The 26939-nt window shown below is 63.6% G+C and carries 26 protein-coding genes; 15 read left to right on the top strand and 11 right to left on the bottom strand.

Features of this window, described 5'->3' with window-relative positions; genetic code table 11:
- Nucleotides 1–5: 5 nt before the first annotated feature.
- The 5 genes from GJR96_RS01265 to GJR96_RS01245 form a co-directional block, all read right to left on the bottom strand.
- Nucleotides 6–572, bottom strand: coding sequence for a YqaA family protein (locus GJR96_RS01265; protein ID WP_151161270.1), 567 nt, complete (start codon nt 570–572; stop codon nt 6–8).
- A 120-nt stretch (nt 573–692) separates the two neighbouring features.
- Nucleotides 693–1766, bottom strand: coding sequence for a tyrosine decarboxylase MfnA (mfnA, locus tag GJR96_RS01260; protein ID WP_151161268.1), 1074 nt, complete (start codon nt 1764–1766; stop codon nt 693–695).
- 118 nt (nt 1767–1884) lie between these two features.
- Nucleotides 1885–2628: a CPBP family intramembrane glutamic endopeptidase gene (locus tag GJR96_RS01255; protein WP_151161266.1), complete on the bottom strand. Its 744-nt coding sequence runs from the start codon at nt 2626–2628 to the stop codon at nt 1885–1887.
- Between the two features lie 171 nt (nt 2629–2799).
- Nucleotides 2800–5070, bottom strand: a complete 2271-nt coding sequence (gene ppsA, locus GJR96_RS01250; RefSeq protein ID WP_151161264.1) for a pyruvate, water dikinase — start codon at nt 5068–5070, stop codon at nt 2800–2802.
- A gap of 116 nt (nt 5071–5186) precedes the next feature.
- Nucleotides 5187–5435, bottom strand: a complete 249-nt coding sequence (locus tag GJR96_RS01245; protein ID WP_151161262.1) for a hypothetical protein — start codon at nt 5433–5435, stop codon at nt 5187–5189.
- 77 nt (nt 5436–5512) lie between these two features.
- Here GJR96_RS01245 and GJR96_RS01240 point away from each other — a divergent pair, with 77 nt between their 5' ends.
- Complete coding sequence (locus GJR96_RS01240; protein ID WP_151161260.1) at nt 5513–6112, top strand: J domain-containing protein; 600 nt, start codon at nt 5513–5515, stop codon at nt 6110–6112.
- 34 nt (nt 6113–6146) lie between these two features.
- On the opposite strand, the gene GJR96_RS01235 is transcribed toward GJR96_RS01240, so the two are convergent.
- Nucleotides 6147–6926: a DUF7839 domain-containing protein gene (locus tag GJR96_RS01235; protein WP_151161258.1), complete on the bottom strand. Its 780-nt coding sequence runs from the start codon at nt 6924–6926 to the stop codon at nt 6147–6149.
- Nucleotides 6927–7031: 105 nt separating this feature from the next.
- Here GJR96_RS01235 and GJR96_RS01230 point away from each other — a divergent pair, with 105 nt between their 5' ends.
- Nucleotides 7032–7724 carry a metallophosphoesterase gene (locus GJR96_RS01230; protein WP_151161256.1) on the top strand — a complete coding sequence of 231 codons (693 nt, stop codon included), beginning with the start codon at nt 7032–7034 and terminating at the stop codon, nt 7722–7724.
- 120 nt (nt 7725–7844) lie between these two features.
- A complete protein-coding gene (locus GJR96_RS01225; RefSeq protein WP_151161254.1) occupies nt 7845–8732 on the top strand; it encodes a CPBP family intramembrane glutamic endopeptidase in 888 nt (295 codons plus the stop codon).
- Between the two features lie 39 nt (nt 8733–8771).
- Here GJR96_RS01225 and GJR96_RS01220 read toward each other — a convergent pair whose 3' ends face one another.
- Nucleotides 8772–10052 (bottom strand): NAD(P)/FAD-dependent oxidoreductase, encoded by a 1281-nt coding sequence (locus tag GJR96_RS01220; RefSeq protein ID WP_151161253.1) that lies wholly within the window; start codon nt 10050–10052, stop codon nt 8772–8774.
- 94 nt (nt 10053–10146) lie between these two features.
- Here GJR96_RS01220 and GJR96_RS01215 point away from each other — a divergent pair, with 94 nt between their 5' ends.
- The 5 genes from GJR96_RS01215 (at nt 10147) to GJR96_RS01195 (ending at nt 14672) form a co-directional block, all read left to right on the top strand.
- Nucleotides 10147–11316: a threonine synthase gene (locus GJR96_RS01215; protein WP_151161251.1), complete on the top strand. Its 1170-nt coding sequence runs from the start codon at nt 10147–10149 to the stop codon at nt 11314–11316.
- 91 nt (nt 11317–11407) lie between these two features.
- Nucleotides 11408–12106 carry a metal-dependent transcriptional regulator gene (locus GJR96_RS01210; RefSeq protein WP_151161249.1) on the top strand — a complete coding sequence of 233 codons (699 nt, stop codon included), beginning with the start codon at nt 11408–11410 and terminating at the stop codon, nt 12104–12106.
- Nucleotides 12103–12798: a TMEM165/GDT1 family protein gene (locus tag GJR96_RS01205; RefSeq protein ID WP_151161247.1), complete on the top strand. Its 696-nt coding sequence runs from the start codon at nt 12103–12105 to the stop codon at nt 12796–12798. Before GJR96_RS01210 ends, GJR96_RS01205 begins: the two co-directional genes overlap by 4 nt.
- A gap of 62 nt (nt 12799–12860) precedes the next feature.
- Nucleotides 12861–13541, top strand: a complete 681-nt coding sequence (locus GJR96_RS01200; RefSeq protein ID WP_151161245.1) for a LysE family translocator — start codon at nt 12861–12863, stop codon at nt 13539–13541.
- Between the two features lie 84 nt (nt 13542–13625).
- The gene (locus GJR96_RS01195; RefSeq protein ID WP_151161243.1) at nt 13626–14672 is read left to right on the top strand and encodes an NAD(P)-dependent glycerol-1-phosphate dehydrogenase; all 1047 of its coding nucleotides are present in this window, start codon (nt 13626–13628) and stop codon (nt 14670–14672) included.
- 410 nt (nt 14673–15082) lie between these two features.
- Here GJR96_RS01195 and GJR96_RS01190 read toward each other — a convergent pair whose 3' ends face one another.
- Nucleotides 15083–17263 (bottom strand): heavy metal translocating P-type ATPase, encoded by a 2181-nt coding sequence (locus GJR96_RS01190; protein WP_151161241.1) that lies wholly within the window; start codon nt 17261–17263, stop codon nt 15083–15085.
- A 123-nt stretch (nt 17264–17386) separates the two neighbouring features.
- Nucleotides 17387–17815 carry a universal stress protein gene (locus GJR96_RS01185; RefSeq protein ID WP_151161239.1) on the bottom strand — a complete coding sequence of 143 codons (429 nt, stop codon included), beginning with the start codon at nt 17813–17815 and terminating at the stop codon, nt 17387–17389.
- Nucleotides 17816–18261: 446 nt separating this feature from the next.
- Here GJR96_RS01185 and GJR96_RS01180 point away from each other — a divergent pair, with 446 nt between their 5' ends.
- Together GJR96_RS01180 and GJR96_RS01175 are read left to right on the top strand one after the other, a co-directional pair.
- Complete coding sequence (locus GJR96_RS01180) at nt 18262–18894, top strand: DUF420 domain-containing protein (RefSeq protein WP_151161237.1); 633 nt, start codon at nt 18262–18264, stop codon at nt 18892–18894.
- Nucleotides 18895–18992: 98 nt separating this feature from the next.
- Nucleotides 18993–20051: a glycosyltransferase family 4 protein gene (locus GJR96_RS01175; RefSeq protein ID WP_151161235.1), complete on the top strand. Its 1059-nt coding sequence runs from the start codon at nt 18993–18995 to the stop codon at nt 20049–20051.
- A 131-nt stretch (nt 20052–20182) separates the two neighbouring features.
- Here GJR96_RS01175 and GJR96_RS01170 read toward each other — a convergent pair whose 3' ends face one another.
- Together GJR96_RS01170 and GJR96_RS01165 are read right to left on the bottom strand one after the other, a co-directional pair.
- The gene (locus tag GJR96_RS01170; protein WP_151161233.1) at nt 20183–20812 is read right to left on the bottom strand and encodes a halocyanin domain-containing protein; all 630 of its coding nucleotides are present in this window, start codon (nt 20810–20812) and stop codon (nt 20183–20185) included.
- A gap of 108 nt (nt 20813–20920) precedes the next feature.
- On the bottom strand, nt 20921–21967 hold the full coding sequence (locus GJR96_RS01165) for a M42 family metallopeptidase (protein ID WP_151161231.1): 1047 nt from the start codon (nt 21965–21967) through the stop codon (nt 20921–20923).
- Nucleotides 21968–22127: 160 nt separating this feature from the next.
- Between GJR96_RS01165 and GJR96_RS01160 the strand changes: the two genes are divergently transcribed.
- From GJR96_RS01160 to GJR96_RS01140, 5 genes are all read left to right on the top strand, one after another.
- Entirely contained in the window at nt 22128–22385 is a 258-nt protein-coding gene (locus GJR96_RS01160) for an MTH865 family protein (protein WP_058572781.1), read from the top strand.
- A gap of 148 nt (nt 22386–22533) precedes the next feature.
- Nucleotides 22534–24354: a S9 family peptidase gene (locus tag GJR96_RS01155; protein ID WP_151161229.1), complete on the top strand. Its 1821-nt coding sequence runs from the start codon at nt 22534–22536 to the stop codon at nt 24352–24354.
- 79 nt (nt 24355–24433) lie between these two features.
- Nucleotides 24434–24853, top strand: a complete 420-nt coding sequence (locus GJR96_RS01150; protein ID WP_151161227.1) for a cobalamin B12-binding domain-containing protein — start codon at nt 24434–24436, stop codon at nt 24851–24853.
- Between the two features lie 2 nt (nt 24854–24855).
- Nucleotides 24856–25938, top strand: a complete 1083-nt coding sequence (gene meaB / locus GJR96_RS01145) for a methylmalonyl Co-A mutase-associated GTPase MeaB (RefSeq protein ID WP_151161225.1) — start codon at nt 24856–24858, stop codon at nt 25936–25938.
- Between the two features lie 74 nt (nt 25939–26012).
- On the top strand, nt 26013–26939 hold the full coding sequence (locus tag GJR96_RS01140) for an alpha/beta fold hydrolase (RefSeq protein WP_151161223.1): 927 nt from the start codon (nt 26013–26015) through the stop codon (nt 26937–26939).

Below are 26939 nucleotides of genomic sequence, written 5' to 3'. Positions count from 1 at the left end.
GACGCTCAGAGGAAGGCGACGGCGGCCTCGATGCCGACGAGCGTCACGATGAGTCGGCCGGCCGACCCGACGAACGTGGCCGCAGCGAACTTGAGGTAGTCGTCTTCGAGGACGGCGAACGCGTAAATCGACAGCGTGTCCGGGAATCCCGGGACGCAGAGCGCCGCCGCGAGGCCAGCGTAGCCCCACTTCTGGGCGATGTGAATCGCCTTTCGCTCGGTCCACCCCATCACGTCGACTGGGAGGCGGGCGAGCGCCTTTTCGACGTATCCCGACTCCTTCGTCTCGTGGCCGATGTGGAACGCGAAGACGCTTCCGGCGGCCTTTCCAGCACCACTGACGACGATGATGAGCGCCAGTTTCACGTTGTACGGCAGGCCAAGGTTGAGGGGAGCAAAGAGGACGATTTCACTCACGCCGGGGAGGGCGAAGGCGATGAGGAACGAGTACGCGAAGATAATCGCGAGGCCGAACCACCCGGTAGCCGTCTCGACGAGCGAGGTGAGCCACGAGAAGTCGGGGTAGATTCCCAACGTGAGGTCAGCGAGCGAGACGAGCGCGGGGAGGGTCACACCAGACACTCACAACCAATCGAATGTAAGCCTTCAGGTTTCGGAAGCGACGTTATCGTTCGCTGAACCGTCCGTTATCGGTGATAGTCACGTTTCACGTCGAGAATTCCGGTCGCCCCGTCAGTTCCGTGCTGGGCCGCTGGACACGTCGTCGAGGTCGGAGAGGAACGCCCGAAGCGACTCCCGCGAGACGTGGGGCATACAGACGACGCGGAGTTCGCCGCTCGCGGTCCGAGAGATACGCCATCCGAGGTCACGGAGGGACTCGAACTCGGAGTCGGGGAGGCGCGCGGCGACGAGTGGGAGTTCGGGTTCGACTGCGTCGTAGCCGCGGGCGACGAGTTCGTGATACAACCACTCGGCGTTCGCTTGCTGCGTCTCGTACTCCTCGCGGTAGCCGTGGGGCCACAACTCGCGCATCGCGGCGGCGGCGGACGCCACGCCCGCACCGCTTCGCGTGCCGGTGAGTGTCGCCTGTGAGGTGGATTCGAGGTACGGCGTATCGACCGCCAACGCGTCGACGACTTCCTTGTCACGGAACAGGAGGCCACCCGCGGGGACGACTGCCTGTCCGTACTTGTGCGGGTCGATGGTCATCGAGTCGATAGGGGCGTGGGCGAACGACCACTCGTGGTCGGTGAAGGGGAGGATGAACCCGCCCCACGCGGCATCGACGTGCATCAGCGCACCCGTGCCGTGGGCGACTTCGGTCAGTGCCGGAATCGGGTCGACGCGACCGAACTCGGTGGTGCCCGCGACGCCCGCGACCAGAATCGTGTGGTCGTCGACTGCCTCGCGGACCGCCGCGACGTTCGCCCGATAGTCGGCGTCGACGGGGACGATGCGCAACTCGACGCCGAGCACGTCGGCGGCCTTCTGGAAACTGAAGTGGACGCTCTCGGGGGCGACGACGTTCGGGTCGTCGTCCCGGGCGTGGTTTCGCGCGGCCCGGATTGCTTGGATGTTGGCTTCTGTGCCGCCGCTGGCGACGTAGCCGTGAGGGGTCGCAAGCCCAGTAATCTCGCCGAGGTACGAGAGTGCGTCTTCTTCGAGTGCGGCGACCGCTTGGTAGGTCGCGGGGTCGCCCGGATTGGTGGCGATGAATCGTGACGCGGCCTCACGGGCGGCCGGGTGTGGTTGGGTACACATCGAAGAGAGAACGCGGTCGAACGTTTGCGGTGCCGCGCGCTGCATGCCTCACTCTATAACCACACCCAGTATATCGGTTCCGCTCCATTGCGCAGTGTCAGCGAACCCGCAAACGGGCCACCAAACTCCGAGAAAATCACCAGCCAGTGCGACGATTTACCGCTCACCCGACGACGAACGACGAGAGAAACAGCGTCGCGTTGTACAGTCCGTGGACGACGATGGGGACTGCGAGGTTCTGCGTTCGCTCGTAGACGTATCCGAACACTGCGCCGACGAGGAAGAGTGCCGACAGTGGGACGAGGATAATCCACCCGCCACCGACGAAGTTGAACGCGTGGAGCGACGCGAAGATTGCGCTGGCGAGGGCGATGCCAGCGCCGGGGCCGAACGTCTCGCGCAATCGCCCCTGAACGGCACCGCGGAAGAGTACCTCTTCGGCGGGAGCGATGACGAAGATGGACAGGATGGCGAGCACGACGAAGATGGTGGGGTCGACGCTCCCCGCCTCACCGACGACCGATTGAATCGGACTGAGGTCGACGATGGTCGACGCGACGACGAGCAAGCCGACGGCGGTGAAACTCGCGACGAGTCCGATACCGACCCACTTCACGTCGTCTCGCGTGGGGACACGGGCCGAGACCCCACCGAGGAGTGCAACCACGACGAGCAAGCCGACGATTGCGAACGCGAGTTGCGAGGGTATCAGCGATGCGACGAGAAACAGCGACCCTGACGGGTCGAACTGGAAACCGAGTGCGACGATGGGGACGAACGCGGCAATTGTGAGGACGACACCGAGGAGGATGCCGGCGGCGACGATGGCGAGTGCGACGATTATCGCCCGAAGGCGGGCGACGTTCGTCGTCTGTGGCGTGGAGGGTGTATCGACGGCGGTGGACATGGATGAATCACGAACCTCTCGCTAGACAGACGTGTGCTGGGGAGAAAAAGACGGGGCTCGTCAGTGGTTTCGACGGCAGAATCACTGGATTCGGCCCCACGAAACAGACGCTCAGCGTCTGGGTGGTGTGTGACAAAACGGAAGACCGTCGAAGGCTGGACGGGGAGTCCGTTAGCGAACCGAGTCGAGGAGCAGACGCTGTTCGACGCGCTTGACCTCGTGTTGGACGTCGCGGACCGCGTCGATGTTGGCCGAGATGGAGCTAACACCCTTCTCGACGAGGAACTGGGCCATCTTCGGTTTCGACCCTGCCTGTCCACAGATACTCGTCTTGACGCCGGTCTCACGGCACGCTTCGATGGTGTCGCCGATGAGTTTGAGCACCGCCGGGTGGAGTTCGTCGTAGATGTTGGCGACATGCTCGTTGTTCCGGTCGACGGCGAGCGTGTACTGCGTCAGGTCGTTCGTGCCAAAGGAGGCGAAGTCGATGCCTGCGTCGGCGAGTTCGCGAATCGAGAGCGCGGCGGCAGGCGTCTCTATCATGACGCCCCACTCGCGCTTGTCGGGGTCGATACCCGCTTCTATCATGTGCTCTTTTGCGCGAAGCACGTCCTCGGCGTCGTTGACGAGGGGGAACATGACTTCCACGTTGTCGTAGCCCATGTCGAACAGACGGCGGAACGCCTGCAGTTCGAGGCGGAAGATACTCGGGTTGTCGAGGCCACGGCGAATGCCGCGGTAGCCGAGCATCGGGTTGTGTTCGCGTGGTTCGTTCTCGCCGCCTTCGAGTTGACGGAACTCGTCGGTGGGCGCGTCGAGCGTGCGGACGCGAACTGGGCGCGGGTAGAACTCTTCGGCGACTTCGCGGACGCCGGAGACGATTTCGTCGACGTAGGCGCGTTCGCCGTTCTGCTCGATGTATCGCTCGGGCGTCTTGCCGAGCGTCAGCACCATGTGTTCGATGCGGAGGAGGCCGACGCCGTCGGCACCCGTCGCGGCGGCGCGTTCGGCCGCCTCGGGGATGGAGACGTTGACTTTGACCTCCGTCGCCGTCATCGGCTTGACGGGGGTCTTGGGTCGTGCCTCTTCGACCGGTTGGCGCTGCTTCTCTTCGGGTTCTTCGCCCTCGCGGATGGTCCCCTTGTCGCCGTCGATGGTGATGATGTCGCCGTCGTCGATGGTCGTGGTCGCGTCGCCGGTGCCGACGACTGCGGGCACGCCGAGTTCGCGCGAGACGATGGCCGCGTGTGAGGTCATGCCCCCTTCGTCGGTGACGATACCGGCGGCGCGCTTCATCGCGGGCACCATGTCGGGCATCGTCATCTCGGTGACGATGATGTCGCCTTCGGCAACTTGGTCGAGGTGGTCGAGTTTGGTCACGATGCGGGCGCGGCCCGAGGCGATTCCGGGGCTGGCACCGAGGCCACGCATGAGGACGTCGTCGCTCACACCGTCGGAGCGGGTGCGTTCGTTCGCACCGTCGTCGCCGTTGGCGTCTTCGGAGATAGTCGTAATCGGGCGGGACTGGAGCATGTACACGTCGCCGTCGTAGACCGCCCACTCTACGTCCTGCGGCGTCTCGTAGTGGTCTTCGACCAGTTCGCCGAGTTCGAGGAGTCGAGCGACTTCGCCGTCGGTGAGGACCCGGTCGTGTCGCTTCTCGTTCGGAACCTCGCGGTCGACGGTCTGGCCCGTCTCTTCGTCGCGGACGCACATCGTCTTCTTGTCCGCGATGGTCGCCGTCTCGACGTCGCCGCTCTCGCGGTTCACGACGTAGTTGTCGGGGGAGACGGTTCCGGAGACGACTGCCTCGCCGAGGCCCCACGCGGCCTCGATGATGACCTTCTTCTCGCCCGTCGATGGGTGTCGCGTGAACATCACGCCCGACTTCTCGGAGTCGACCATCTGCTGGACGACGACGGCGATATCGACCTTGTCGTGTGGGAAGCCCTTCCGGTTGCGGTAGTAGATTGCGCGCTCGGAGAACAGGGACGCCCAACACGCCTTGACGCTCTCTAAGAGTTCCTCTTCGGTGACGTTGAGGAACGTCTCTTGCTGTCCCGCGAACGAGGCGTCCGGGAGGTCTTCGGCAGTCGCAGAGGACCGCACCGCGACGAAGGCGTCACCGTCGCCGATGCTCCGGTAGGCGTCGAGAATCTCCTCTCGAACGTCTTCGGGCATCGGCGTGCCCATGATGAGGTTGTGGGCTGTTTCGTGTGCCTGCTTGAGTGCCGCAGAGTCCTCGTGGTCGACCTCCACCGCAGAAAAGAGTTCGTCGTCGATTCCCGCATCCTCGATGAAGGCTCGGTACGTGCTCGCCGTCACGACGAACCCCGGTGGGACGGGAAGTCCAGCACCAGTGAGTTCGCCCAGCGACGCGCCTTTGCCGCCGACCAGGTCGAGGTCGTCGGCCCGTACGTCGTCCAGCCAGACTACAGCCATGTGGTGTTCGTATGGTCCCACAGGGCGATAAAGAAGTTTGCGAACGGAACATGAGTGAATAAAAACTCACTCGGACGTGAGTATGAAATTGTTGCCCGAATCAGAAATCGACCAGCTCACTCCTCACGTCGCTCCCGTCCGTGGGTTTCACAGAGTATCTCACCCGTCTCAGCGTCGAGGTAGAAGGGGCTGCCAGCGACGACTGACTCGCCACAGACGGCACATCCATCGTCGTGTCTGAGGAAGTACTTCCCCTCGGCACGACCCGTCTCCAATCGGCCCGCGGCGACGGCGATGCGGGTCAGTCCCTCTCCGATTTGTGTACGCTCGGTGCTGTCCGCTTCCTCGAACCGTATCGGTTGCATACGAGGAGTCGGCGGGCCATCGACAAAGGGGTGCGGGCAGCGAGGGGTTCTTAGTCGCTCGTCACTTGACTTCTAGCGTGCTTCCGGAGTGGGTATTTCTGCTCCCCTCGTGGCTGGTACTCGGCCTCGTTGTGGGCGCAATCGCCTCCGTCGTCGTCGCCGGAGTGTTCGTCGTCGGTGGCCGCCTCTTCCCCGACCAGCAGGTCTCTCACGGCCCGCGAGTGGACGGTGTCGGCCGCCGTCGTCTCGAAATCAGAGACTACCTGACCGCGATTGGCGAACGATTCGTCGAAGACTGGACGATTCACGACGAGACGGTAGCATTCTACCTCCCCGAGCGAGACGTCGCCATCACGTTCGACGCGCAGGCGTTCTTCCGTCTCGAACACGCGGGCGTGTTCGCCGTCCTCTGTGAACACGAGATGCCGGGGAGACAACTCGGACGCCGCCTCCCCTTCGACGTCGCCGACATCGAACCCGAACTGACCGACGTAGACGACCCTATCTCGGAAGCGTTCGACAGATTAGGACTCTCGGCAGACGCCTCTCCCGACGCCGTTCGCGACGCCTACCGGTCACAAGTCAAAGACGTTCATCCCGACCACGGCGGCGACCGAGAGGGATTCCGTAGGTTGCGAGAGGCGTACACGATGGCACGCGAACACGCCGACGAATAGCGACGGTACGGTCTGTTTGCGGACGAGTCACTGGTTACGGTTCAGTCACTTCGAACAAGACGCCTGCGTCGCGGAGCGCGTCGGTCACGCGTCCGGCGGCGTCGGTGCTGGCGACGACGACTGCGTCCAACCCACGAGCGGCGGCGTCGGCGGCGACTTCGCCCGGTGCGAACCACGTTTCGAGGTCCACGTCTGCCGTGCGACAGGCGACGACTGCTTCGACGCCGCTGGCGACGACGATATCTGCGTCGGCACAGGCGTCTGCGAGTGCCGCCACGTCCACCTCGCCGCTTCCACCGAGCCGTGCCGGCGGAATCTGGAGGACGCGGACGGACCCCGGTTCCATCTCGATGACACCCTCGAACCCGGTGACGCTGGCGTCTTCGCCGGCGTCTGCATCGGTCGTCGAGACACCGATTGCCGGTCCGTCGCTTCCGGGTGTCGCGTACAGGAGGCCGTCGCGGAGTGAGAGCGTCACCGTCTCACCGGCCGAGACGTCGTCGGTGACGATTGCGGCGTCCTCGTTGACGCTCTCCAGCACGTCGTCGGTGACGTGTTCGGCGAATCGCTGGAGCGCACGGGCCTCTTGAAAGAGCCAATCGACCCCCTCTTTGGTCACTCGGTAGCGCGACCGACCTTCCTTGTCCACGAGTCCGTCGTCGACGAGTTCGCGGATGTACTCCGAGACCGCTTGACTCGTCACGCCGACTGCCTCGGCTATCTCGCCTTGACTCACGGCCGGTTGACGGTCGGCAATCTCGGCGAGGATACGAAAGCGGGTCGCGGTACGCTTGTCGTCGAGGGCGCCGCTCATACCACGAGCGAAGGACGCAACTCGTAAAAAGACCCTCGCTCCGTGGTCCGCGACACGGGACGACGCCCCGGTGGTATTTTGTCGTCGTCGGCCCTGTCGTCTCCCGTGCAGAGCGTCACCGTCCGCGACCGGTCTGTCTACCTCTCAGAAGCGGACGCACTCGTCCTCTCTGACCTCCACATCGGCCGCGCGGACGCCTCGAACGTCGACTTTCCACTCGGCGAGCAAGCGGACCTCGCGGGCCGACTGACCACTCTCTGTGACGAGTTCGAACCCCGTGAAGTCGTCTTCGCGGGCGACGTACTCCACCGATTCGACCGGGTCTCGGAGCGCCACGTCTCCGCGCTCGAAACGCTCGCCACCGTCTGTACCGACGCCGGTTCCGACCCGGTGTTCGTCGCTGGAAACCACGATACGATGCTCGCCGAGTCGTGGTCGGGGACCGTTCACGACGAGTATCGATTGGCAGACGGGACGCTCGTCTCGCACGGACACCGCCACCCCGACGGCGAGGCTCGCCTCCACGTCGTCGGCCACGACCACCCCGTACTCACTACCGAAGGCCGGCGTCGGCCCTGCGTCCTCTACGGCCCCGATGCGTATCGAGGCGCGGACGTCCTGATGCTGCCGCCGTTCACCCGCCTCGCACCGGGTGTCGTCGTCAACCAGATGCGAGGGTCGGACTTCGACTCGCCACTCGTCGGCGACGCGAGCGTCTTTCGGCCACTCGTACGCGACGCCGACGCAGGCGAGACGCTCACGTTCCCGCCGTTGGGGAAACTTCGTCGCCTCCTCTGATTTACACCTCAGTACGAGTGCTGTCTGGATGCCGGTCGGCTTCCCGCGACCAGTCTACTTCTCACACACCGAGAAGCGCGTCCGGGGAATATGCTCACTGCAGTAGTATCTCTACCTGTGATGTCCTCGCTCATAGGGTGGATACGAACGCATCGATTCGTCAGTTTCCTGGTGCTGACGTACCTCCTCACGTGGGTCTGGTGGATTCCGGCGATGCTCCTCGTCAGGGGTGGCGACCCGCCGACGTACGTCTCGTTGCTCGTCCTCGTGGGCGGGTTCGGTCCGTTTCTCGCAGCAATCGTTCTCGCCGCGGTCACCGGTGATATCCGGTCGTGGGGTCGGCGGTTGGTGAGCGTCCGAACGTCGCCCCTCGTCTGGGTCGCCGCCATCGCTGTGCCCGTCGTCCTGTTCGGTGCGACACTCGCACTCACCGTCGCAACCGGATGGTCGTTCGACGCCGCAGCCCTCGGACCGCCCGGGTTGCTCGGGGCGTTACTGCTCTCGTCGTTCATCCGAGGCGGCCTCGAAGAACCCGGATGGCGCGGCTACGGCCTCCCCGTCCTCCAGCGACGACTCGGCGCGTTCCGTGCCTCGCTCGTCATCGGTGTCGTCTGGGCGGCGTGGCACATCCCGCTGTTCGCCATGCCGGGGAGTTCGCAGGCCGGTACGTCGTTCGCGTTCTACCTGCTCGGAGTCATCGCAATCAGCGTCATCACGACGTGGTTGTACAACGAGTCCGGTGGTCGCGTCCTCGTCCCCATCGCGTTCCACACGACGTGGAACGGCATCTCGGTCTACCTTGCGGCGGGCGTCACCGGCGGTGGCATCCTGCCCTCGGAGGCCAGTCTCGCCGCGGCGGCGTGGGTACTCGCCGGGATTCTCGTCTACCGCTACGGTGCGGAGCGTCTCTCGTCGAACCCACTGCCGACGGGTGGTCTCTCGTTCGAGGGCGCTCGGCCGGCGTCAGAGGTAGATACGGCCGGTGGCGTCACGCACTCGAACGACTGAGGGCACGAACCCTGCTGGCTGACACTCTCTTCGTTTGCTCTAGTTCGAGAGGTCTTTTCGAACGGCGTCGGCGGCCTCTCGACCACTCCGCATCGCCCCCTGAATCGACGACCACGTCGTGTAGTCGCCGGCGAGATAGGTTCGACCCGGTGCATCGCGGTGCCCCGGGAGCGAGTCGTGGATACCCGGTGGCTGGGCGAACTGGGCGAAGGAGATGTAGTCGGTGTGGAGCAGTTCGAGGTCGGTGAAGTAGCGCTCGGGATACCACGCTTCGAGCGTTCGCAACGTCTTCTCGAAGAGGACTTCTTCTGACTCGTCTCGGGCGGCGGCCCCGAGGAACGTCGCACTCAGGAGTTCCTTCCCCGCCGGTGCGTACTCGGGTGCGACAGTCGAGAGCGGGGCAATCGTATTGGGGTCCGGATTCGCGGCGTTGAGCATGATTCGCTTCCCCGCGTCGAGGCCGCTTCCCGCCGGAAGCGTGTAGTATTGCGTCACACATCCGTGGGCGTCGGTCGGAATCGACTCGACATCCGTCAAGCGCCGTGCTTCTTTCGGGTCGGTTGCGACGACGACGGCGTCCGCCTCGACGGACTCGCGCCCCGTCGTGACGACTGCGCCGTTCTCGTCGCTCTGAATCGACTCGACCCGTTCGCCGAGACGAATCGTCGCGCCCTCGTCGCGGGCGACGTCGGCGAGTTGCTCGGGTATCGCCTGAATCCCGTCTTTCGGGACGGTGGTACTCCCCGCAGAGAGCATCTTGAACGTGTACTCGAAGACGCGCTTCGAGGACGACAGCGAGCGGTCGAGGGTGATGCCGCCGTAGAACGGAGCGACGAAGTGGTCAATGTAGTCTTCCGAAAAGCCCCAGTCGCGGAGGTACGACCGGATGCTCTGGTCTGGTGAGGCGAATATCTCGGCTTCGTCGCGTGTCCCCACGTCCTGTCTGAGCGCCAGTGTCCGAAGTTTGTCGCTCGTCGTCAGCTCGGGGTTCCGGAGCGAGTCGAACAGACTGCCGATGTCGCGGAGGGGGTCCGAGAGGACGGACCGGCGACTCGGCCGGCAGATGGTCGCGCCGGGCGTGAACTCGCGCAGGTCGAGCGCCGAGAGGTCCAGTTCGCGGCGAACTGTGGGATAGCCGGTGAAAAGCACCTGAAACCCTCGGTCGAGTGTGAACCCGTCGGTCGTCCTCGTTCGAACTCGTCCGCCGACGTCGTCCCGTCGTTCGATGACGGTCACGTCGGACCCATCGGCGGCGAGGTGTCGCGCGGTGACGAGGCCAGCGAGACCCGCACCGACGACCACGATGTGGCTATCGTCCATACACGGTTCCTCGGACGGGTGACACAAAGCCCCTACGGGTGGGAGCCATCGCCCGACGGGAAGGGCTTAGTTCCTCCCCCCGAAAGGGCCGCCTATGCAGACTTCCGACACGTTCTCTGGGCTGGTGTGTACGGAGACCGGTGACGAGTACGACGCCGACGTGATCGGGCCGAGCGACGCGGACGAACCGCTCGACCCGACGTACGACCTCGACAGTGTCGAGTGGGACGCGGAGACGCTCGCCGAACGTCCGTTCGACACGATGTGGCGCTACCGCGAACTCCTCCCCTTCGACGACCCCGTGACGGCGAACGAAGGTGCGACACCGCTCGTCGAGGCGTCGGCACTCGGCGACGAAGCGGGTGTGGGGTCGTTGCTCATCAAGGACGAAGGACGCAACCCGACCGGGACGTTCCTCGACCGTGGGTTCTCGCTCGCTGCGACGGCGGCACGAGAAGCAGGTGCGGAAGTCGTCGCTCACGCCTCGCCCGGAAACGGAGCCCAGTCCGCGGCATCCTACGCGGGCCTCGTCGACGTGCGCTCGTACGGGTTCGTCCCCTCGCGGACGCCGTTCCCGAACAAGGCGATGGTGAACGTCCACGGCGGCCAGATGAAAGTCGTCGGCGGGCGCTACCCCGCCGCGCTCTCGGCACTCCACGAGAAACTCAAGAGCGACTGGTACACGCTCCAAGAGTTCGACAATCCGTATCGACACGACGGCGCGAAGACCATCGCCTACGAGATTGCCGAGCGTCTCGACTGGTCCGTCCCCGACTGGGTCGTCGTCCCCGTGGCGACCGGTGAACTCGTCTACGGCGTCTACAAGGGCTTCCGCGACCTGTCAGACCTCGGCCTCGTCGACGACGTGCCCCGACTCGTGGCCGCGCAGTCGGTCGGGTGCTCACCCATCGCCACCGCGTGGGAGGTCGGAAACGACGACACCGAGGCGTGGAACCACCCCGACACTATCGTCGGCGAACTGGAGATTCCAGACCCGGCAGGCGGGTCACTCGCGCTCCGTGCAATCGAGGAATCCGACGGTGTCGCGGTCACTGTCGGCGACGACGACGCCCTCGAATCGGCGGTCAAAGCCGCGCAGACCGCCGGCGTCGAAGTCGGTGCCGCCGGTGGCGTCGCCCTCGCCGCCGCGTGGGACCAGTCCGACGAGTTCGACGAAGACGACAGCGTCGTCGTCGTCAACACCGAGTCGGGAACGAAGAACGCCGACATCCTCCGAAGTCACCTGATGGGACAGGGTATCTGACCAGACCCTCGTTCAGTCCCCGAAGTAGTCCGCCTCTCGAACGCTGATTTCATCCATCAGATATTTGCTTTAGACACGTCTAATTCAACCCATGTTGAGCGACGTGATGGAAGACTACCTCAAGGCAATCTACTCTCTTCAGATGGAACACGGGCCGCCCGTCTCCACGTCTGCTATCGCGGAGTATCTGGGAAAGACGCCCCCGACGGTGACGAGCATGGTCGGGAAACTCGAAGACCGCGGGCTGGTCGAACGCGAGAAGTACAAGGGCGTCGAACTCACCGAAGAAGGCGAGACAGTCGCGCTCGAAGTCCTCCGTCACCACCGCCTCTTGGAGGCGTACCTCACCGAACACCTCGACTACTCGTGGAGCGAGGTCCACGAGGAGGCAGACGCGCTCGAACACCACATCAGCGAAGAGTTCGAGCGCCGAGTCGCCGCCGCACTGGGTGACCCGGAAGTCGACCCACACGGCGACCCGATTCCGAGCGCCGACCTCACCCCGCCAGCCTCGTCTGGTCTCTCGACACTCTCTGACCACGTCGTGGGTGACGTTGTCGTCGTCTGCCGAGTCAGTGACCGCGACCCAGAAGAGTTGGAATACCTCTCCGAGGCGGGTGTCGTCCCCGGGACCACCATCGAGATAATCGACGTTGCACCGTTCGGCATGGTCACGGTCCGCGTCGCGAACTCGGAGCGAGAACAGAGTCTTCCCGAGTCCGTCGCGCAGACGATTCGCGTCCGCGAACCAGACGAGTCGTGTGAAGACGAGGGTGTTTCGACTGCATGACCGGGTGGACCGAGATTCTCGTCGTCGCACTCGTCGCACAACTCGCGGTGTTGCCCGGCGAGAAAGTTCAGTTCATCATCGCCGGCCTCTCGACGCGCTACGACCCGAAAGTCGTCGTCGCCGCGGCAGGGTCCGCGTTCGCCATCTGGACCGCCCTCGAAATCGCCTTCGGGCAGGCGTTGAAGAACGCGTTGCCACCGGTGGCGCTGGACGCCTTCACCGCGGTGTTGTTCGCGCTGTTCGCGGTGCTTCTGTACCGTTCGACTCCATCGAAGCACGGGTCCGGGGCAGCGACAGACGGCGGACTGACCGGATTCGACGCGACGCCGACCGTGTTCGGCCGAGAGGTGTCGAGTCACGGCTTCGGCGGCTTTTTCCCTATCTTCGCCATGATGGCCGCTGGCGAGTTCGGTGACAAGACCCAACTCGTGACCATCGGCCTCGCCGTCCAGTACGGCGCGCACCCCGCAATCTGGGCCGGTGAGATGCTCGCCATCATTCCGGTGAGTATCGCCAACGCGTACTTCTTCCATCGCTTCTCGGACCGGTTCGACACCCGCAAGGCGTACCTCGGTGCCGCGTCGCTCTTCGGATTCTTCGCCCTCGATACGACCATCGCCATCTTCACCGGGTTCTCCGCGTGGGAGACGTTCGTCGGGGCCGCGTCCGACGTCGTTCTCTCGCTTCTCTGACCGGTCGGTCAGCAGTCACCGCATCCGCGTCATTTTTCACGGATTCGAGCCAAGAAGCGGTGATGTCTACCGTCCTCCCGTCGCTCGGTGCTGGGTTGGTCTTCGGCCTCGCCCTCGCCGCCCCGCCGGGACCGATGAACGCCGTCATCGCCGAAGAGAGCGTCGTCCGCGGGTGGTCGTCGGGTGCCCGCGCTGGTCTCGGCGCGATGAGTGCCGACGCGTTGTTCTTCGTCCTCGCCGCCCTCGGCCTCGTCGCCTTCGTCGAGCAGTTCCCGACGATTCGCGCCGTGATGGTCGGTGCTGGCGGCATCCTCATGCTGTACTTCGCATACGGTGCTGCCAAGGAGATGCAGACGACGTTCCGTGAGGCCGCCGACCCCGACACCGACAGCGCCGGGTTCACGAAGGCGTTCGTCCTCGCGTTGACGAATCCGTACCAGATTCTCTTTTGGCTCACCATCGGCGTCGGCTTACTCGAAACCGGGACTGTCGACGTTCTCTCGCACACGCCTTACCTCGGCGCGTCGCTCTCGAACCTCCTCATCGTCCAGACGGGGAGTCCGGCGCTCATCCTCGGCTTCTTCGGCGGTATCGCCATCTGGGTGACCGGGTTCCCGGCGGCCCTCGTCGCCGCCGAACAGCGAGTCGAGTCGTTCGCCCCCGTCGTCGCGGCACTCAGCGCCGTCGTCCTCGGTGGATTCGGCGTGCTGTTCCTCTGGGACGCGGTCAACACACTCGCCTAACTCCGCCCGCGACCCACGCGCCGTCGCCCGTTCGGGGCTACCGAGACGAGAAACACTATGAACCATCGTAGCCGATGCTTGCGTATGTTCGACAAATCGACGTGGATCAAACTTCCTCGGAACGTCCTCGTCGGCCACGGTGTCCTCGACCAACTCGCCGACTGCGTCGCCGAGTTGTACCTCTCCGGTGACCCGTTGCTCGTCACGAGTCCGTCACCTGAGCGTATCGCCGGCGACCGTATTCGCTCGCAGTTCGACGGCATCGACTCCGTCTCGCTGGACCGCGCGAGTTTCGAGTCCGTCGAGCGCGTCGTCGAAATCGGCCGCGAGATGGACGCTGGGTACCTCATCGCCCTCGGCGGCGGCAAACCAATCGACGTGGCGAAGATGGCCTCGGACCGCCTCGAATGTGGGTTCGTCTCCGTCCCCACGGCGGCTAGCCACGACGGTATCGTCTCTGGCCGGTCCTCGATTCCGGAAGGCGACACGCGTCACTCCGTCGCCGCCGACCCGCCGTTAGCCGTCGTCGCCGACACCGAACTGCTCGCCGAAGCGCCGTGGGAACTGACCACCGCCGGGTGCGCAGACATCATCTCGAACTACACCGCGGTGAAAGACTGGGAACTCGCCCACCGTCTGAAGAACGTCGAATACTCCGAGTACGCCGGCGCACTCTCACAGATGACCGCCGAACTGCTGGTCGAGAGTGCCGATTCCATCAAACCCGGCCTCGAAGAGTCGGCGTGGATTGTCACGAAGGCGCTCGTGTCCTCGGGCGTCGCCATGTCTATCGCGGATTCGTCTCGACCGGCCTCGGGTGCCGAGCACCTCTTCTCGCACCAACTGGACCGCCTCGCCCCCGGACGCGCACTCCACGGCCATCAGGTCGGTGTTGGCTCCATCATGACCGAATACTTCCACAGCGGTCCCCGCGGCGAGTGGACCGACATCCGCGACGCACTCTCGACGATGGGTGCGCCGACGACGGCGGACGAACTCGGCATCTCCGACGAGATGATTATCGAGGCACTCACGACGGCCCACGAGATTCGTGACCGTTACACTATCCTCGGCGACGGCGTGAGCGAAGACGCCGCAATCGAGGCGGCGACGATTACGGGCGTTATCTAGAACCCCTTTTTCGAGGGGTTTGAGCACCGCTTCGCGGCGCGAGGACCTCTTCAAAAACCTGTCTTCGTGAGCGTCAGCGAACGAAGGCTCGTGAGACGCGTTACGTCTCACAGTGGAGGGAAAAACCCACGAGACTCGGCTTTCGGCCTCGCTCGTGGTACAGAATCGTCACGTCGTTTGTAGTCTCTGTGCCAGTCCCGAGGACATGTTGGAATGGATGTCAATTGATAGCTCTCTTTTGTCGTGCTGAATACCGCGCGCAAGTCGGTCACGCCTCGGGCTGGCCTTCGGTCAGTACAACGAAACCACGGGACACATCACTAGCTGGTTTCGTGGTTTCATCTGTTAGTGTTCGGCAGGTCTTCACGTAACGGTTCGAAATGCGGCGTGTATCCTACCTTGCACGTTGCTCACCCGCGAAAGCCGAGCAACCGAAGGCCGTTCAGTGAGACGATGACCGTCGAACCCTCGTGGCCGACCACTGCGAGTGGAAGCGGGATACCTTGGAGAAGGATCGTGCCGACCATGAGTGCAATCGCGCCGAAGGCGATGGCGAGATTGACCGTGAGTGTCCGGCGGGTCTTGCGTCCGAGGCCGAGAACGTAGGGAATCTTGCTGAGGTCGTCGCCCATCAGCACCACGTCGGCAGTGTCAAGTGCGACGTCGGTCCCTGCGCCGCCCATCGCTATGCCGAGGGTCGCTGTGGCGAGCGCTGGCGCGTCGTTGACGCCGTCGCCGACCATCGCCACGTTCTCGTGTCGGTCAACCAGTTCTTCGATGGTCGCTACTTTCTCCTCCGGCAGCAGTTCCGCCTGGACTTCGTCGATGCCGACTTCCTCGGCGATCCGCTGTGCGACACGCTCGTTGTCGCCCGTCAGCATGACGATGTGCTCCACACCAAGCGAGCGGAGGTCGTCGATCATCTCGGCAGCGTCAGGTCGAACCGCGTCGGTGAAGGCGAGCCACCCCAAGACGCTGACTTCGCCGTGGCTTTCTCTGGCGACGAGGACGCTCGTTTTCCCCTCTGCCTCTAATGTTTGGAGGCGGTCGAGGCCAGGTTCGAGACCATCGATTGCCGCGTCTCCGAGAACGGTCTCGAAATAACTGCGATTCCCAATATGGGTGGTCCTGCCGTCGACGTCTGCTTTGACTCCTTTCCCGGCAGTTGACTGAAACCGCTCCGCGTCGGCGACTTCGAGTGACCGAGTTCTTGCCGCCCCCACGGTCGCACGAGCGAGGTGGTGCTCCGAGCGGGCCTGCACTGCGGCCGCGATGGAGAGTAGTCCGTCTTCGGTCAGTGTCTCGTCTGCCGTCCCGTCACGGACGAATACGTCGGTCAACTGCGTGTCACCCTGTGTGAGTGTGCCGGTCTTGTCGAAGGCGACCGCATCGATGCGTGCCGCGGTCTCGACGTGTTCGCCGCCCTTGAACAGCACGCCCTGCCTCCCACCGGATGCGATTGCTGAGAGGACTGCCGCGGGCGTCGAGATGATGACCGCACACGGTGAGGCGGCGACCATAAGCGTCATCGCTCGGTAGAACGTCCCCGTGAACTCGCTTCCGAGCCCGACTGGTATCGCAATAGCTGCAATCGTGAGTGCGAACACGCCGAGGACGTACGGTTGTTCGAGACGGTCGATGAGTCGCTGTGTGGGTGCCTTCTCGCTTTGAGCGCGTTCGACCATGTAGATGAGGCGGCTGATCGCCGATTCGTGGGCCTGTCGAGTGACTTCGATTTCGAGACTCCCACTCTCGTTGATCGTTCCACCAAACACCTCGTCGCCGGGTTCCTTCGGCACGGGGACAGACTCGCCGGTGAGCGAGGCTTGATCGACCGTTCCCTCGCCGGACGTGATGATGCCGTCGAGCGGAATCTTGTCACCGGGACGGACGACGAACACGTCACCGACAGCAACGTCGTCGATGGAAACAGTGACCTCCTCACCGTCGCGGAGGATCTGCGCTTCGTCCGGCCGCATCTCGACGAGCGACTTGATCGCCCGGCGCGAACGGCCGATAGCGTAGTGTTGGAGCGTGTTCGACAGCGAGAACAAGAAGAGGAGCATCGCTCCTTCGAACGGTGCCCCGATCGAGAGGGCACCGAGCGCGGCGACGATCATTAACAGGTCGATATCGACTGCGCGGTGGCGGAGCGACGAGATGGCCCCCTTGAGCCCGTACCACCCACCGAATACGTACGCGACGCCGTAGCCGGACCACATGAGGAGTGGCGGTCCGTCGAGCCACCCTGTCGCCAAGCCCGTCACCATACCGAACAGGGTCAGACCGACGAACACTGCCTCCCGTCTGAGTTCCGTGCGAGAGGTCGTCTCGTCGGTTGTCGTGTCGGGTCCGTCCTGGATAGAGACGGCACGGCTGCGGACCGCGTCTCGAATCCGTTCCTCTGAGGTGACGCTCTCGTCGTACGTGATTCGAGCGCTCCCCGTTCGGAACGAGACGTCGACGTCGTGGACGCCAGGTGTATCCCGAAGGTGGCGTTCGAGCCCGCGCGCGCCCGCTTCGCCACGGCCCCCTCGTCGTTCGATCTGGACAGTACACGTCGATAGCGGGGGTGATTCAGTAACGGTCACTCAATGATGTCATACTGTGTGTGTTGATTTTGCATTGTCGGTATCTCACTGGGTCTACATTTGGCCGCGTTCGGGCGGTTTCTCGACATTATGGAACGACAGACTCCTTCCGGTTCGAACAACTCAACTGATGACCGTCACCGGGATTTGTGCTCGGCGGGTGACTGTCTCGGCAACGCTCCCGAGGATCGCACGGTCGATTCCGGAGCGGCCATGGCTGCCGATGACGATCTGGACAACGTCGTGGTCGTCAGCGTATTCGAGGATTGCTCGTGCCGGTTTACCGACTTCCGTGACGGTGTTGAGTTCGGTATTCTGTTCCGCCGCGAGGTCCGTGGCGGTCGTGAGAATTCTGGTTGCCTCTTCTCGAGCATTCTCGTACCAGTCCGTAGCGACTGGTAGGCCGCCAGCCTCCACGTCGATAACCGAGTCGATAGGATTGATGACGTAAATCGAAGTGATGGCTGCGTCCGGGAAGTTCTCGATAGCGTATGTGAGCGCACGCTCTGAAAGCGGAGAGCCGTCGAAGGCGACGAGAACGTTGTCGGGCATGAGACGATAGTTAGTAGCGAATTGAAATGAACGTAACTGCTCCGTAGTTCGCGTGGCGATGGTTCCTCGGGGTGGCATCCTTCAGCAGAGTCGGGTCGCGGAACACTACCCGTCCGGATTCGGCAGTCGAACGCGAACCTTTGGCAACCACTCCATCGAGTTGGTCGTATCGACTGTCGATTCGGTCACACCAGACACGTCCACCGTCTGAATTAATGACTCCCTCTCAGCTAGTGAACAGTACGTCAGTCTCGATATCTTCGTCCTCACCACTAGCCTCAGCGTGCGTACTCACCCCGTGTGGCGACGTGAACGTGACCGGCGAATGAATAGACTCTCTGTCTGTGTCACGCCCTTCCTGTCATAGTCCGCTGATTTCGACGGGGTCACCCCGAACATCGTCCCAAACCCGAAGAGGGAAGACGGCCCCTTCCTAACCCCTGTCCATGGCAACTGCGAGCGCCGGCAATCCGCTGAAGGAACACCCTGCGGCGGCGACGGCCGTCCTCTCCGTCGTCGGATACGCTATCGTCGTCGGAACCTTCCTCGGACTCGTCCCCGGCCGAATCTTCCCCGAGTTGACCCTCGAACAGGTTAATCGCCTCTCGGACGCCATCGCCGTGGTCAACACCATCAACGTCGTCGTCATCGCGGCCGGGTGGCGCTGGATTCGCCGCAACGAAGTCCGAAAGCACGCCGCGGCGATGATTACGTCGTTCGTCCTCATCCTCGTGTTCCTCGTGATGTACCTCACGAAGATTGGCGGTGGCGGGACCAAGGAGTTCGTCGGCCCGGCGTTCGCGTACTACCCGTACCTCGCGATGCTGGCGATTCACATCATCCTCTCTATCGTGTCGGTACCGGTGGTACTCTACGCGCTCATCCTCGGACTCACCCACTCAGAGCGCGAACTGCGGACTGAGACGCCCCACCGGAAGATTGGCCGCATCGCCGCCGGTGCATGGCTCTTGTCGCTCGCGCTCGGCGTCGTGACGTACTTGCTCCTCAACCACGTCTACGGATGGGAGTACTCGGTGTCCGCCGTGGGGGCACTCGTCGCGCCCGTCGTCGGCGTCTGACGACTGACCGATATCGACTGTTTTTCTCCCGACTGCTCGGTCCGAATCTCGGAGGCGAAAGATGTGGATTTTTATCGCGGCACGTAGTGGCCGCGAATATGCGAGTCGCACTCGTCTCGATGTACACACCGCACCACGAAGAGACGGGCGCGACGATGCGAATGCGACGAACCGCGGAACTGCTGGCCGAGCGCGGCAACGACGTAGTCGTCCTCTGTGCCAAGTGGTGGGATGGCGAGGTCATCGAGTTCGAACAGAACGGTGTGACGTACCACCGCGTAACCGACTCGCCAGCAGCAGGTCGGTTCGCCTCGCGCGTTCCGTTCGTCCTCCGCGAAGTCGACCCTGACGTGATTCAGGTGGCGAGTTTCCCCCCGTCGCACGTGACGGCGGTGAAGACTGCGGCACGATTCCTGCGTGTCCCTGTCGTCGCCGACTGGTGGAACCGAGACGAACGCGGCGGGTCTCGCGCCTATCGCCGCGCGGCGAAAGCGCCCCACGCCGTCTTGACGCCATCAGAGATGATTCGGACACAGGTCCGCGAGATGGGCGCGTCCGTGGACGGGACGCACGTCGTCCCCGAACCCATCGACATCGAACTCGTTCGGACGGCAGACATCGAGACCCGAGCAGACGTCGTCTATGCACGCGACCTAGACGAACACGCCAACGTCGAGAGTTTCCTCCTCGCACTCGCCGAACTCCGAGACAAGGACTGGGACGCCGCCATCATCGGCGACGGACCGGAGCGTTCGAACGCGGAACAGACGGCGCGTGACCTTCGCATCGACGACCGAGTCGAGTTCCTCGGCGACCTCTCGGTGAACGAAGCAGTGCCGGTCATGAAGGGCGCGCACGTCTTCGCCCAGACGGCGACGGTCGAACCCTTCGCGACGAACCTGTTGTGGGCGCTCGCCTGCGGGTGTGTGAGCCTCGTCGAGTACCAGACGCGGTCTGCGGCCCACGAACTCGTCGAAGGATACGAACGCGGGTCACTCGTCACGAGTCCGCAGGAACTCGCGGACGAAATCGTCGCCGCCCGCGGATTCGACCACCGGACGATAGACGACGCGTTCGAAGAGTACGACTATCAGCACGTCGTCGACCGGTACGAATCGGTGTACGAGTCAGAGATAGACGACTACGGCTTCTTCTGAGCGCGTTCGGCGCTCCCCGCGTTTCGAGCGCGTCCGAGGTGTGAACGTTTCGTTTGAGCGCGCTCGCTGCAGACGCGTCACGAGAGCGCATCCGCTCACGAGTGGGAAAATAGGGTGACGGTACGACGGGATTACTCCTGGATGTCGTAGTCGCCGCCGTATTTCATGAAGAAGTACGCGAGGCCGAGCGTCGCAATCATCGCAAACGTCGTCGCGACACCGAGGGCCTTCGCACTGTCTGGGACCTGCGGGAGGCTTGCGCCGCCGCCACCACCGCCGACTTCGACAGTCGGAACGTCGCCGCCGACGGCGACTGCACCGAGCATACCGAGTGCCTGGTGCGGTTCGCAGTAGTACTTCGAGATGCCGGCGTCGGCCTCTTCGAAGGTGTACTCGTAGGTCGTCCCTGCTTCGGCGACAGCAGCGCCGGAGTCGAGACTCGCAGGGCCTTCTTCCATCTTGATGTTGTGGCCGCCGCCTTCGCCGGTCCATTCCCACGTCACGGTCGTTCCGGGGTCGACCCAGACACCCGCGGGCGCGAACGCAAGGGCACCGCCGTTACCCTCTGCGCCAACCTCGATGGTGACTTCGCTCTGTCCACGAAGGTCTTCGTAGCCACCGTCGATTCCGTCGAGGTAGCCACCGAAGTCGGGTTCTTGCGTCTGCGCCGCGGCCGTGCCGGAGGTGGCGGCAACCGCCGCGCCACCAGCGGCCGCCCCGAGGAACGCCCGCCGAGACATATCCACGTTGCCGTCGGTCATGTCCGCCGCTTGGTGTGGGCCTGTAGTGAATACTTTGGTTCGCGTCGGACAGTCGGGGGAAATCGTGCCTCAATTTGACGGGTCCCCGGCCGAAATGTGAGGGTAAGATTAGAGCGTGTAGTCGAACTCGCCCGTCTCGCTCGTCAGGAACGCGGTCAGGAGGTCGATGTACGCGGTCACGTCGTCTTTGTGGACGCTCTCGGTCACGGTGTGAAGGTAGCGCGTCGGCATCGAAATCGCACCGACGGGCTTGGCACCGTAGGTGTTCTGGAAGCCACCGGTGTCCGTGCCGCCCGCGGGGAGCAGTTCCATCTGGTAGGTGATGTCGTTCTCTTCGGCCACGTCGCGCAGGCGACGGTGGACCTTCGGGTTCGCGATGGCGCTGGAGTCTTTCAATTTGATGCCCGCGCCCTCACCGAGTCGCGTCACGTAGTCCGCGGGTTCGAAGCCGGGCACGTCGTTGGCGACGGTGGTGTCGAGACCGAGGGCGAGGTCTGGGTCGAGGTCGACGCCGAGTGCCTGCGCGCCGCGGAGGCCGACTTCTTCCTGCACGGTCGCCGCGAAGTGGATAGTCACCGCAGGGTTCTCGATGCGACGGGCCGCTTCGAGCATGGCGAACAGGCAGACGCGGTCGTCGATGGCCTTGCCCGTGATGTGGTCGCCCATCTCGACGGTGGTCTGTTCCATCGTCACGAGGTCGCCGACAGAGACCGTCTCTTCGACCGTCTCGGAGGGCAGACCGAGGTCGACGTACACGTCTTCGACCTTCGGGTCTTTCTTCTTTTGCTCCTCTGTGAGCGTGTGCGGCGGGACGGACCCGATGACGCCGGTCAGGTCTTCGTCCTCGGTGTGGACGGTGACACGTTGGGCCTTCAGGACACGTGGGTCCCACCCGCCGAGGGCGTCGAGTTGGAGGAAGCCATCGTCGTTGATGTGTCGGACCATGAAGCCAATCTCGTCCATGTGGGCGGCGACGGCGACTTCGTAGTCGCTCTCGCCTTCGATGGTGCCGACGACGTTACCCATCGCGTCGACGCGGACGGTGTCTGTCGTCGCTTCGAGGTCCTCACGGACGAGGGCTCGAATTCGGTCTTCGTACCCGGGAACACCGCTCGTCTCTGTGAGTTGCTTCAGACGGTCGAAGTCGAAGTCCATGATTCTGCATGAATTGCCGTTGTAGATAAGTCCATCACTCCCGGTCGAGGCGGCCGGGACTGGAGTGTCGCAGGAAACGAAGAACCAGCCCGAGTAAAACTCACCACAAGTTCATGGTTGTTCCGGAACGTTTTTCCACGTCTCTACGTACCTTCAGGGTATGTCCGACGTCGAATCTCAACTCCGCGAACAGTTCATGGATGCCTTCTCTGGTGCGAGTTTCCCCGTCAAGAACCAGATGTCTCTCGTCCCCGCGCTTCCGAACGGCCCGGGCACGAAGTTCGAGGCTGACGGTGTGACCATCACCGCGATGGAACTCGCAGCCAAACTCGGCAAGCACCAGGACTTCCCGTACGACGACGCCGAGAGCCTCGTCGACGACATCATCGAGGGCCTCAAGGCCGAAGACATGATTTAAATTCGGCGCGACGCCGTTCACTCGATACCATATTTTTCACCGCCTGAGCGACTGCTCGACCGGGCTGTCTTGACAGACCGCCGGCCCTCGGACTCTCGGACTTCTGACACCCAAACCGATTTCTCACCACCGCGCCAACATTCGTGGTATGCGAACGTACGACATCGAGCGCTACCTCCACATCAGAAGCGCCTACGGCGCCTCCTTCGCCCCAGACGGGGAGCGACTCTCGTTCCTCATGGACACGACTGGCGTCCCGCAGGTCTGGACTGTCGACGGGTCTGGCGTCTGGCCCGAACAACGAACCTTCTACGACGAACGCGTCACGTTCGCTTCGTGGTCGCCGGAGAATCCCGAACTCGTCTTCGGGATGGACAAAGGTGGCAACGAGCGCGAACAGTTGTTTCGCCTCGAACCCGACTCCGGCGTCATCGTGAACCTGACCGAACACCCCGACGCCAAGCATCGGTGGGGCGGGTGGAGCCACGACGGTGAGCGATTCGCGTTCACGTCGAACCGGCGGGACAACGCCGTCTTCGACGTGTACGTACAGGACCGCGACGGGACAGGGATGGACGCGACACTCGTCCACGAGGGTGACGGGTGGTTGACGCTCGGCGGGTGGTCGCCCGACGACACGAAACTCATCGTTCAGGAGGCGTACTCGAACTTCGACCAGGACGTGTACGTCCTCGACCTGATATCGAAGGAACTGACGCATCTCACACCACACGACGGAACCGTCCGATTCCAGAGTCCCGAGTGGGGTCCGGACGGCGAGAACGTCTACATGGTGACCGACCGTGAGAGCGACACGCTCGAACTCGTCCGCTACAACCTCGACGCCGAGACGTTCACGCTCGTCGAATCCGGTGGTGACTACGAAGTCGAAGGCGTCAGTATCGACCACGAGACGCGCCGACTCGTCTACGCACGAAACGTCGAAGGCTACACGGAACTGACGTTCGGCGAACTGAAGTCCACTGACGAAATCGACGCGTTCCCCGAACCGGACCTTCCGAAGGGCGTCGCTGGCGGTGTCTCGTTTTCGCCAGACGGGACCCGCGCCGCGCTCACGGTCACTGCGAGCGCCGACACCGCCAACGTCTACGTTGTCGACCTGACGACAGGTGAATCGGAGCGGTGGACTCACGCGGCCACGGCCGGGATTCCACGGGATACGTTCGTCTCGCCGGAACTCGTCCACTACCCGACGTTCGACGGGCGCGACATCCCGGCGTTCTTCACGCTCCCCGAGGAGTCTCCCGAGGGGGAGACGCCGGTCATCGTCGATATCCACGGTGGGCCGGAGTCGCAGCGTCGACCGTCGTTCTCGGCGGTGAAACAGTACTTCCTCTCGCGTGGGTACGCCTACTTCGAACCGAACGTCCGCGGGTCCGCAGGTTACGGGAAGGCGTACGGCCACCTCGACGACGTGGAGAAACGGATGGACTCGGTCGCAGACATCGAAGCGGCGGTGGAGTGGCTTCACGACCACCCGGCGGTCGACCCCGACAAAATCGTCGCCATGGGCGGTTCCTATGGCGGATTCATGGTCCTCGCGTCGTTGACCGAGTACCCGGACCTGTGGGCCGCCGGCATCGACATCGTCGGCATCGCCAACTTCGTCACGTTCCTCGAAAACACCGGTGACTGGCGGCGCGAACTCCGCGAGGCAGAGTACGGCTCTCTCGAAGACGACAGGGAGTTCCTCGAATCCATCTCACCGCTCAACAACGTCGAGAAGATTCGCGCACCGCTGTTCGTCCTTCACGGCGAGAACGACCCGCGCGTCCCGGTGAGCGAAGCGCACCAACTCGTCGAAGAGGCGCGCAAACACGCCCACGTCCGCGAACTCATCTTCGAAGACGAAGGCCACGGCTTCACCAAACTGGAGAACCGTATCGACGCGTACACGCAAATCGCCGACTTCCTCGACGAGTACGTCGGGAGCGCTCACGTCGAGTGACTTCGGGACGGCCGAACTGACTCGGCAACGTTCCTTATCTTCCGTTAGAATCAAATCGGGTGACACCGAACCTCCGCGTATGAGCGCGGACTCTGAACAGCGAACTATCCGGTGTCTCATCGCCAAGGTGGGACTCGACGGCCACGACCGTGGGGCACACGTAATCTCTCGCGCCTTCCGCGATGCAGGATTCGAGGTCATCTACTCTGGCCTGCACCGAGCGCCTGACGAGATTATTCAGGCGACGGTCCAAGAGGACGTCGACGTACTCGGCATCTCCATCCTCTCGGGCGCGCACAACACCCTCGTCCCGAAAGTGATGGCTGGCCTCGAAGAGTACGGCGCGGCCGACGACACACTCGTCATCGTCGGCGGCATCATCCCCGAAGAGGACCGACCCGGACTCCTCGACGAGGGTGTCGACGCTATCTTCGGCCCCGGCACGCCGATGCAAGAGACTATCGACTTCGTGAAGGAAAACGCCCCCGAGCGGACGTGACGATGGGGCAGGCGGTCGAATCAGACCTCGTCGAACGACTGCTCGACGGCGAGCATCGGGCACTCGCGCGCGTCATCACGAAAATCGAGTCGCAGTCGCCGGGCTATCGTGACATCGTCTCCGAGATTCACGCGCACACGGGCCACGCCTTGGTCGTCGGCATCACCGGAAGCCCCGGTGCCGGGAAGTCGACGCTCGTGGACAAACTCGCGAAGCACTACCGCGACCAAGGTGAGACGGTCGGCGTCATCGCCGTCGACCCGTCGTCACCCTACACCGGCGGTGCCGTCCTCGGTGACCGAATCCGCATGGCGTCGAACGTCGGCGACATGGACGTGTTCTTCCGGTCGATGAGCGCTCGCGGCCAACTCGGTGGCCTCTCGACGGCGACGGCAGACGCCGTGAAAGCCCTCGACGCGTTCGGCAAGGACCGTATCATCATCGAGACGGTCGGTGCGGGCCAGAACGAAGTCGACGTGGTGAAGACCGCAGATACGGTCGTCGTCCTCGTCCAACCCGGCAGTGGCGACGACGTGCAGATGCTCAAAGCCGGCATCCTCGAAATCGGTGACGTGTTCGTCGTCAACAAAGCCGACATGGAGGGTGCCTCTCGAACTGTCGCCGAGTTAGAAGAGATGATTCACCTCCGCGACGACCCACGGGCAAACCTCAATATGGGCCACCACGGCGCTGAAGCGATGGGTGACCACCACGGGCACGGTGAACACACTGGCGAAGACCAAGACGACGAACCGGAACCCGAACCAGTCTGGACGCCACAAGTCGTCGAAACCATCGCCACGACTGCCGAGGGAATCGACGAACTCGTCGAGACGCTCTCGGACCACTACACGTACCTCGCCGAGTCGGGCGAGTTGGACGAGAAGGCCCGCCAGCGCGCAGCAGAGGAGATTCGACAACTGCTCCGAAGCGACGTGAACAGACTCCTCGAACGAGAACTCGACGACCGTGGCGGCATCGAGGACTTCGCCTCGGCCGTCGTCGACAAGGAGACAGACCCGTACGCAGTCACCGAAGACGTTCTCGAACCACTGCGGGACTGTCTCGAAGGCCGAGACGACTGACCGAACACGACGCTTTCTCGTTCGACCCCGGCACCGGCGGGCGAATTAAGGTCGTCGCGCACCATCCAGATGACATGAAGTTCCGACGAGCTATCGGTCTCGCTGCTGCTGGTGTCGGCCTCGCTGCTGCCGCCAACGCTGCCCTCTCGAACCGTGTCGGCCCTCTCGAACCACCGCTCTCCGGCGACCAGCGAACCTACCGGTGGCGCGGGATGGACGTCTCCTACGTCGAGGCGGGCGACGCAGACGCACCGACGCTGGTCCTCCTCCACGGAATCAACGCCGCCGGGTCGTCGGGCGAGTTCCGTGAGGTGTTCGACGAACTCGCCGAAGACCACCACGTCGTCGCCCCCGACCTCCCCGGATTCGGTCTCTCCGACCGGCCGGAACTCTACTACTCGCCGGCGCTCTACGAGGACTTCGTCGGCGACTTCCTCGCCGAGTACGACGACCCCGCCGTCGTCGCGTCGTCACTCACGTCTGCCTACACGGCCGCCGCCGCGTCTCGGGACGACGTATCTGTCTCTCGTCTCGTCCTCGTCTGTCCCACCGCCCGCGGTGGCCCGGAACCGAAAGAGTGGCTTCGCGAACTCGTCCGTGCCCCTGTCGTCGGTGAGGCACTCTTCAACGTCGTCGCGTCTCGCCCGTCGATTCAGTACTTCAACGACGACCACGGATACTACGACGCCTCGAACGCGAGCGACGACTGGGAAGACTACGAGTGGCGGACGGCGCACCAACCGGGTGCACGGTTCGCGCCCGCGTCGTTCATCTCCGGGTACCTCAACTCGGATATCGACCTCGCGGCGGCGCTCTCAGACCTCGGCGTCCCGACGACGCTCGTCTGGGGACGCGAGAGCGATATCACGCCACTGAAAGATGGCCGAGAACTCGCCGAAGCGGCCGACTGCACGCTCGTCGTCTTCGACGACGCGATGCTCCTCCCGCACGTCGAGTTCCCGAACGCCTTCGTCGAGGCAGTTCGAGACGCACTCGCGTAA

The sequence above is a fragment of the Haloferax litoreum genome (assembly GCF_009674605.1).
Classification (GTDB): domain Archaea; phylum Halobacteriota; class Halobacteria; order Halobacteriales; family Haloferacaceae; genus Haloferax; species Haloferax litoreum.
This window is presented reverse-complemented; position numbering and strand designations above follow the sequence as displayed.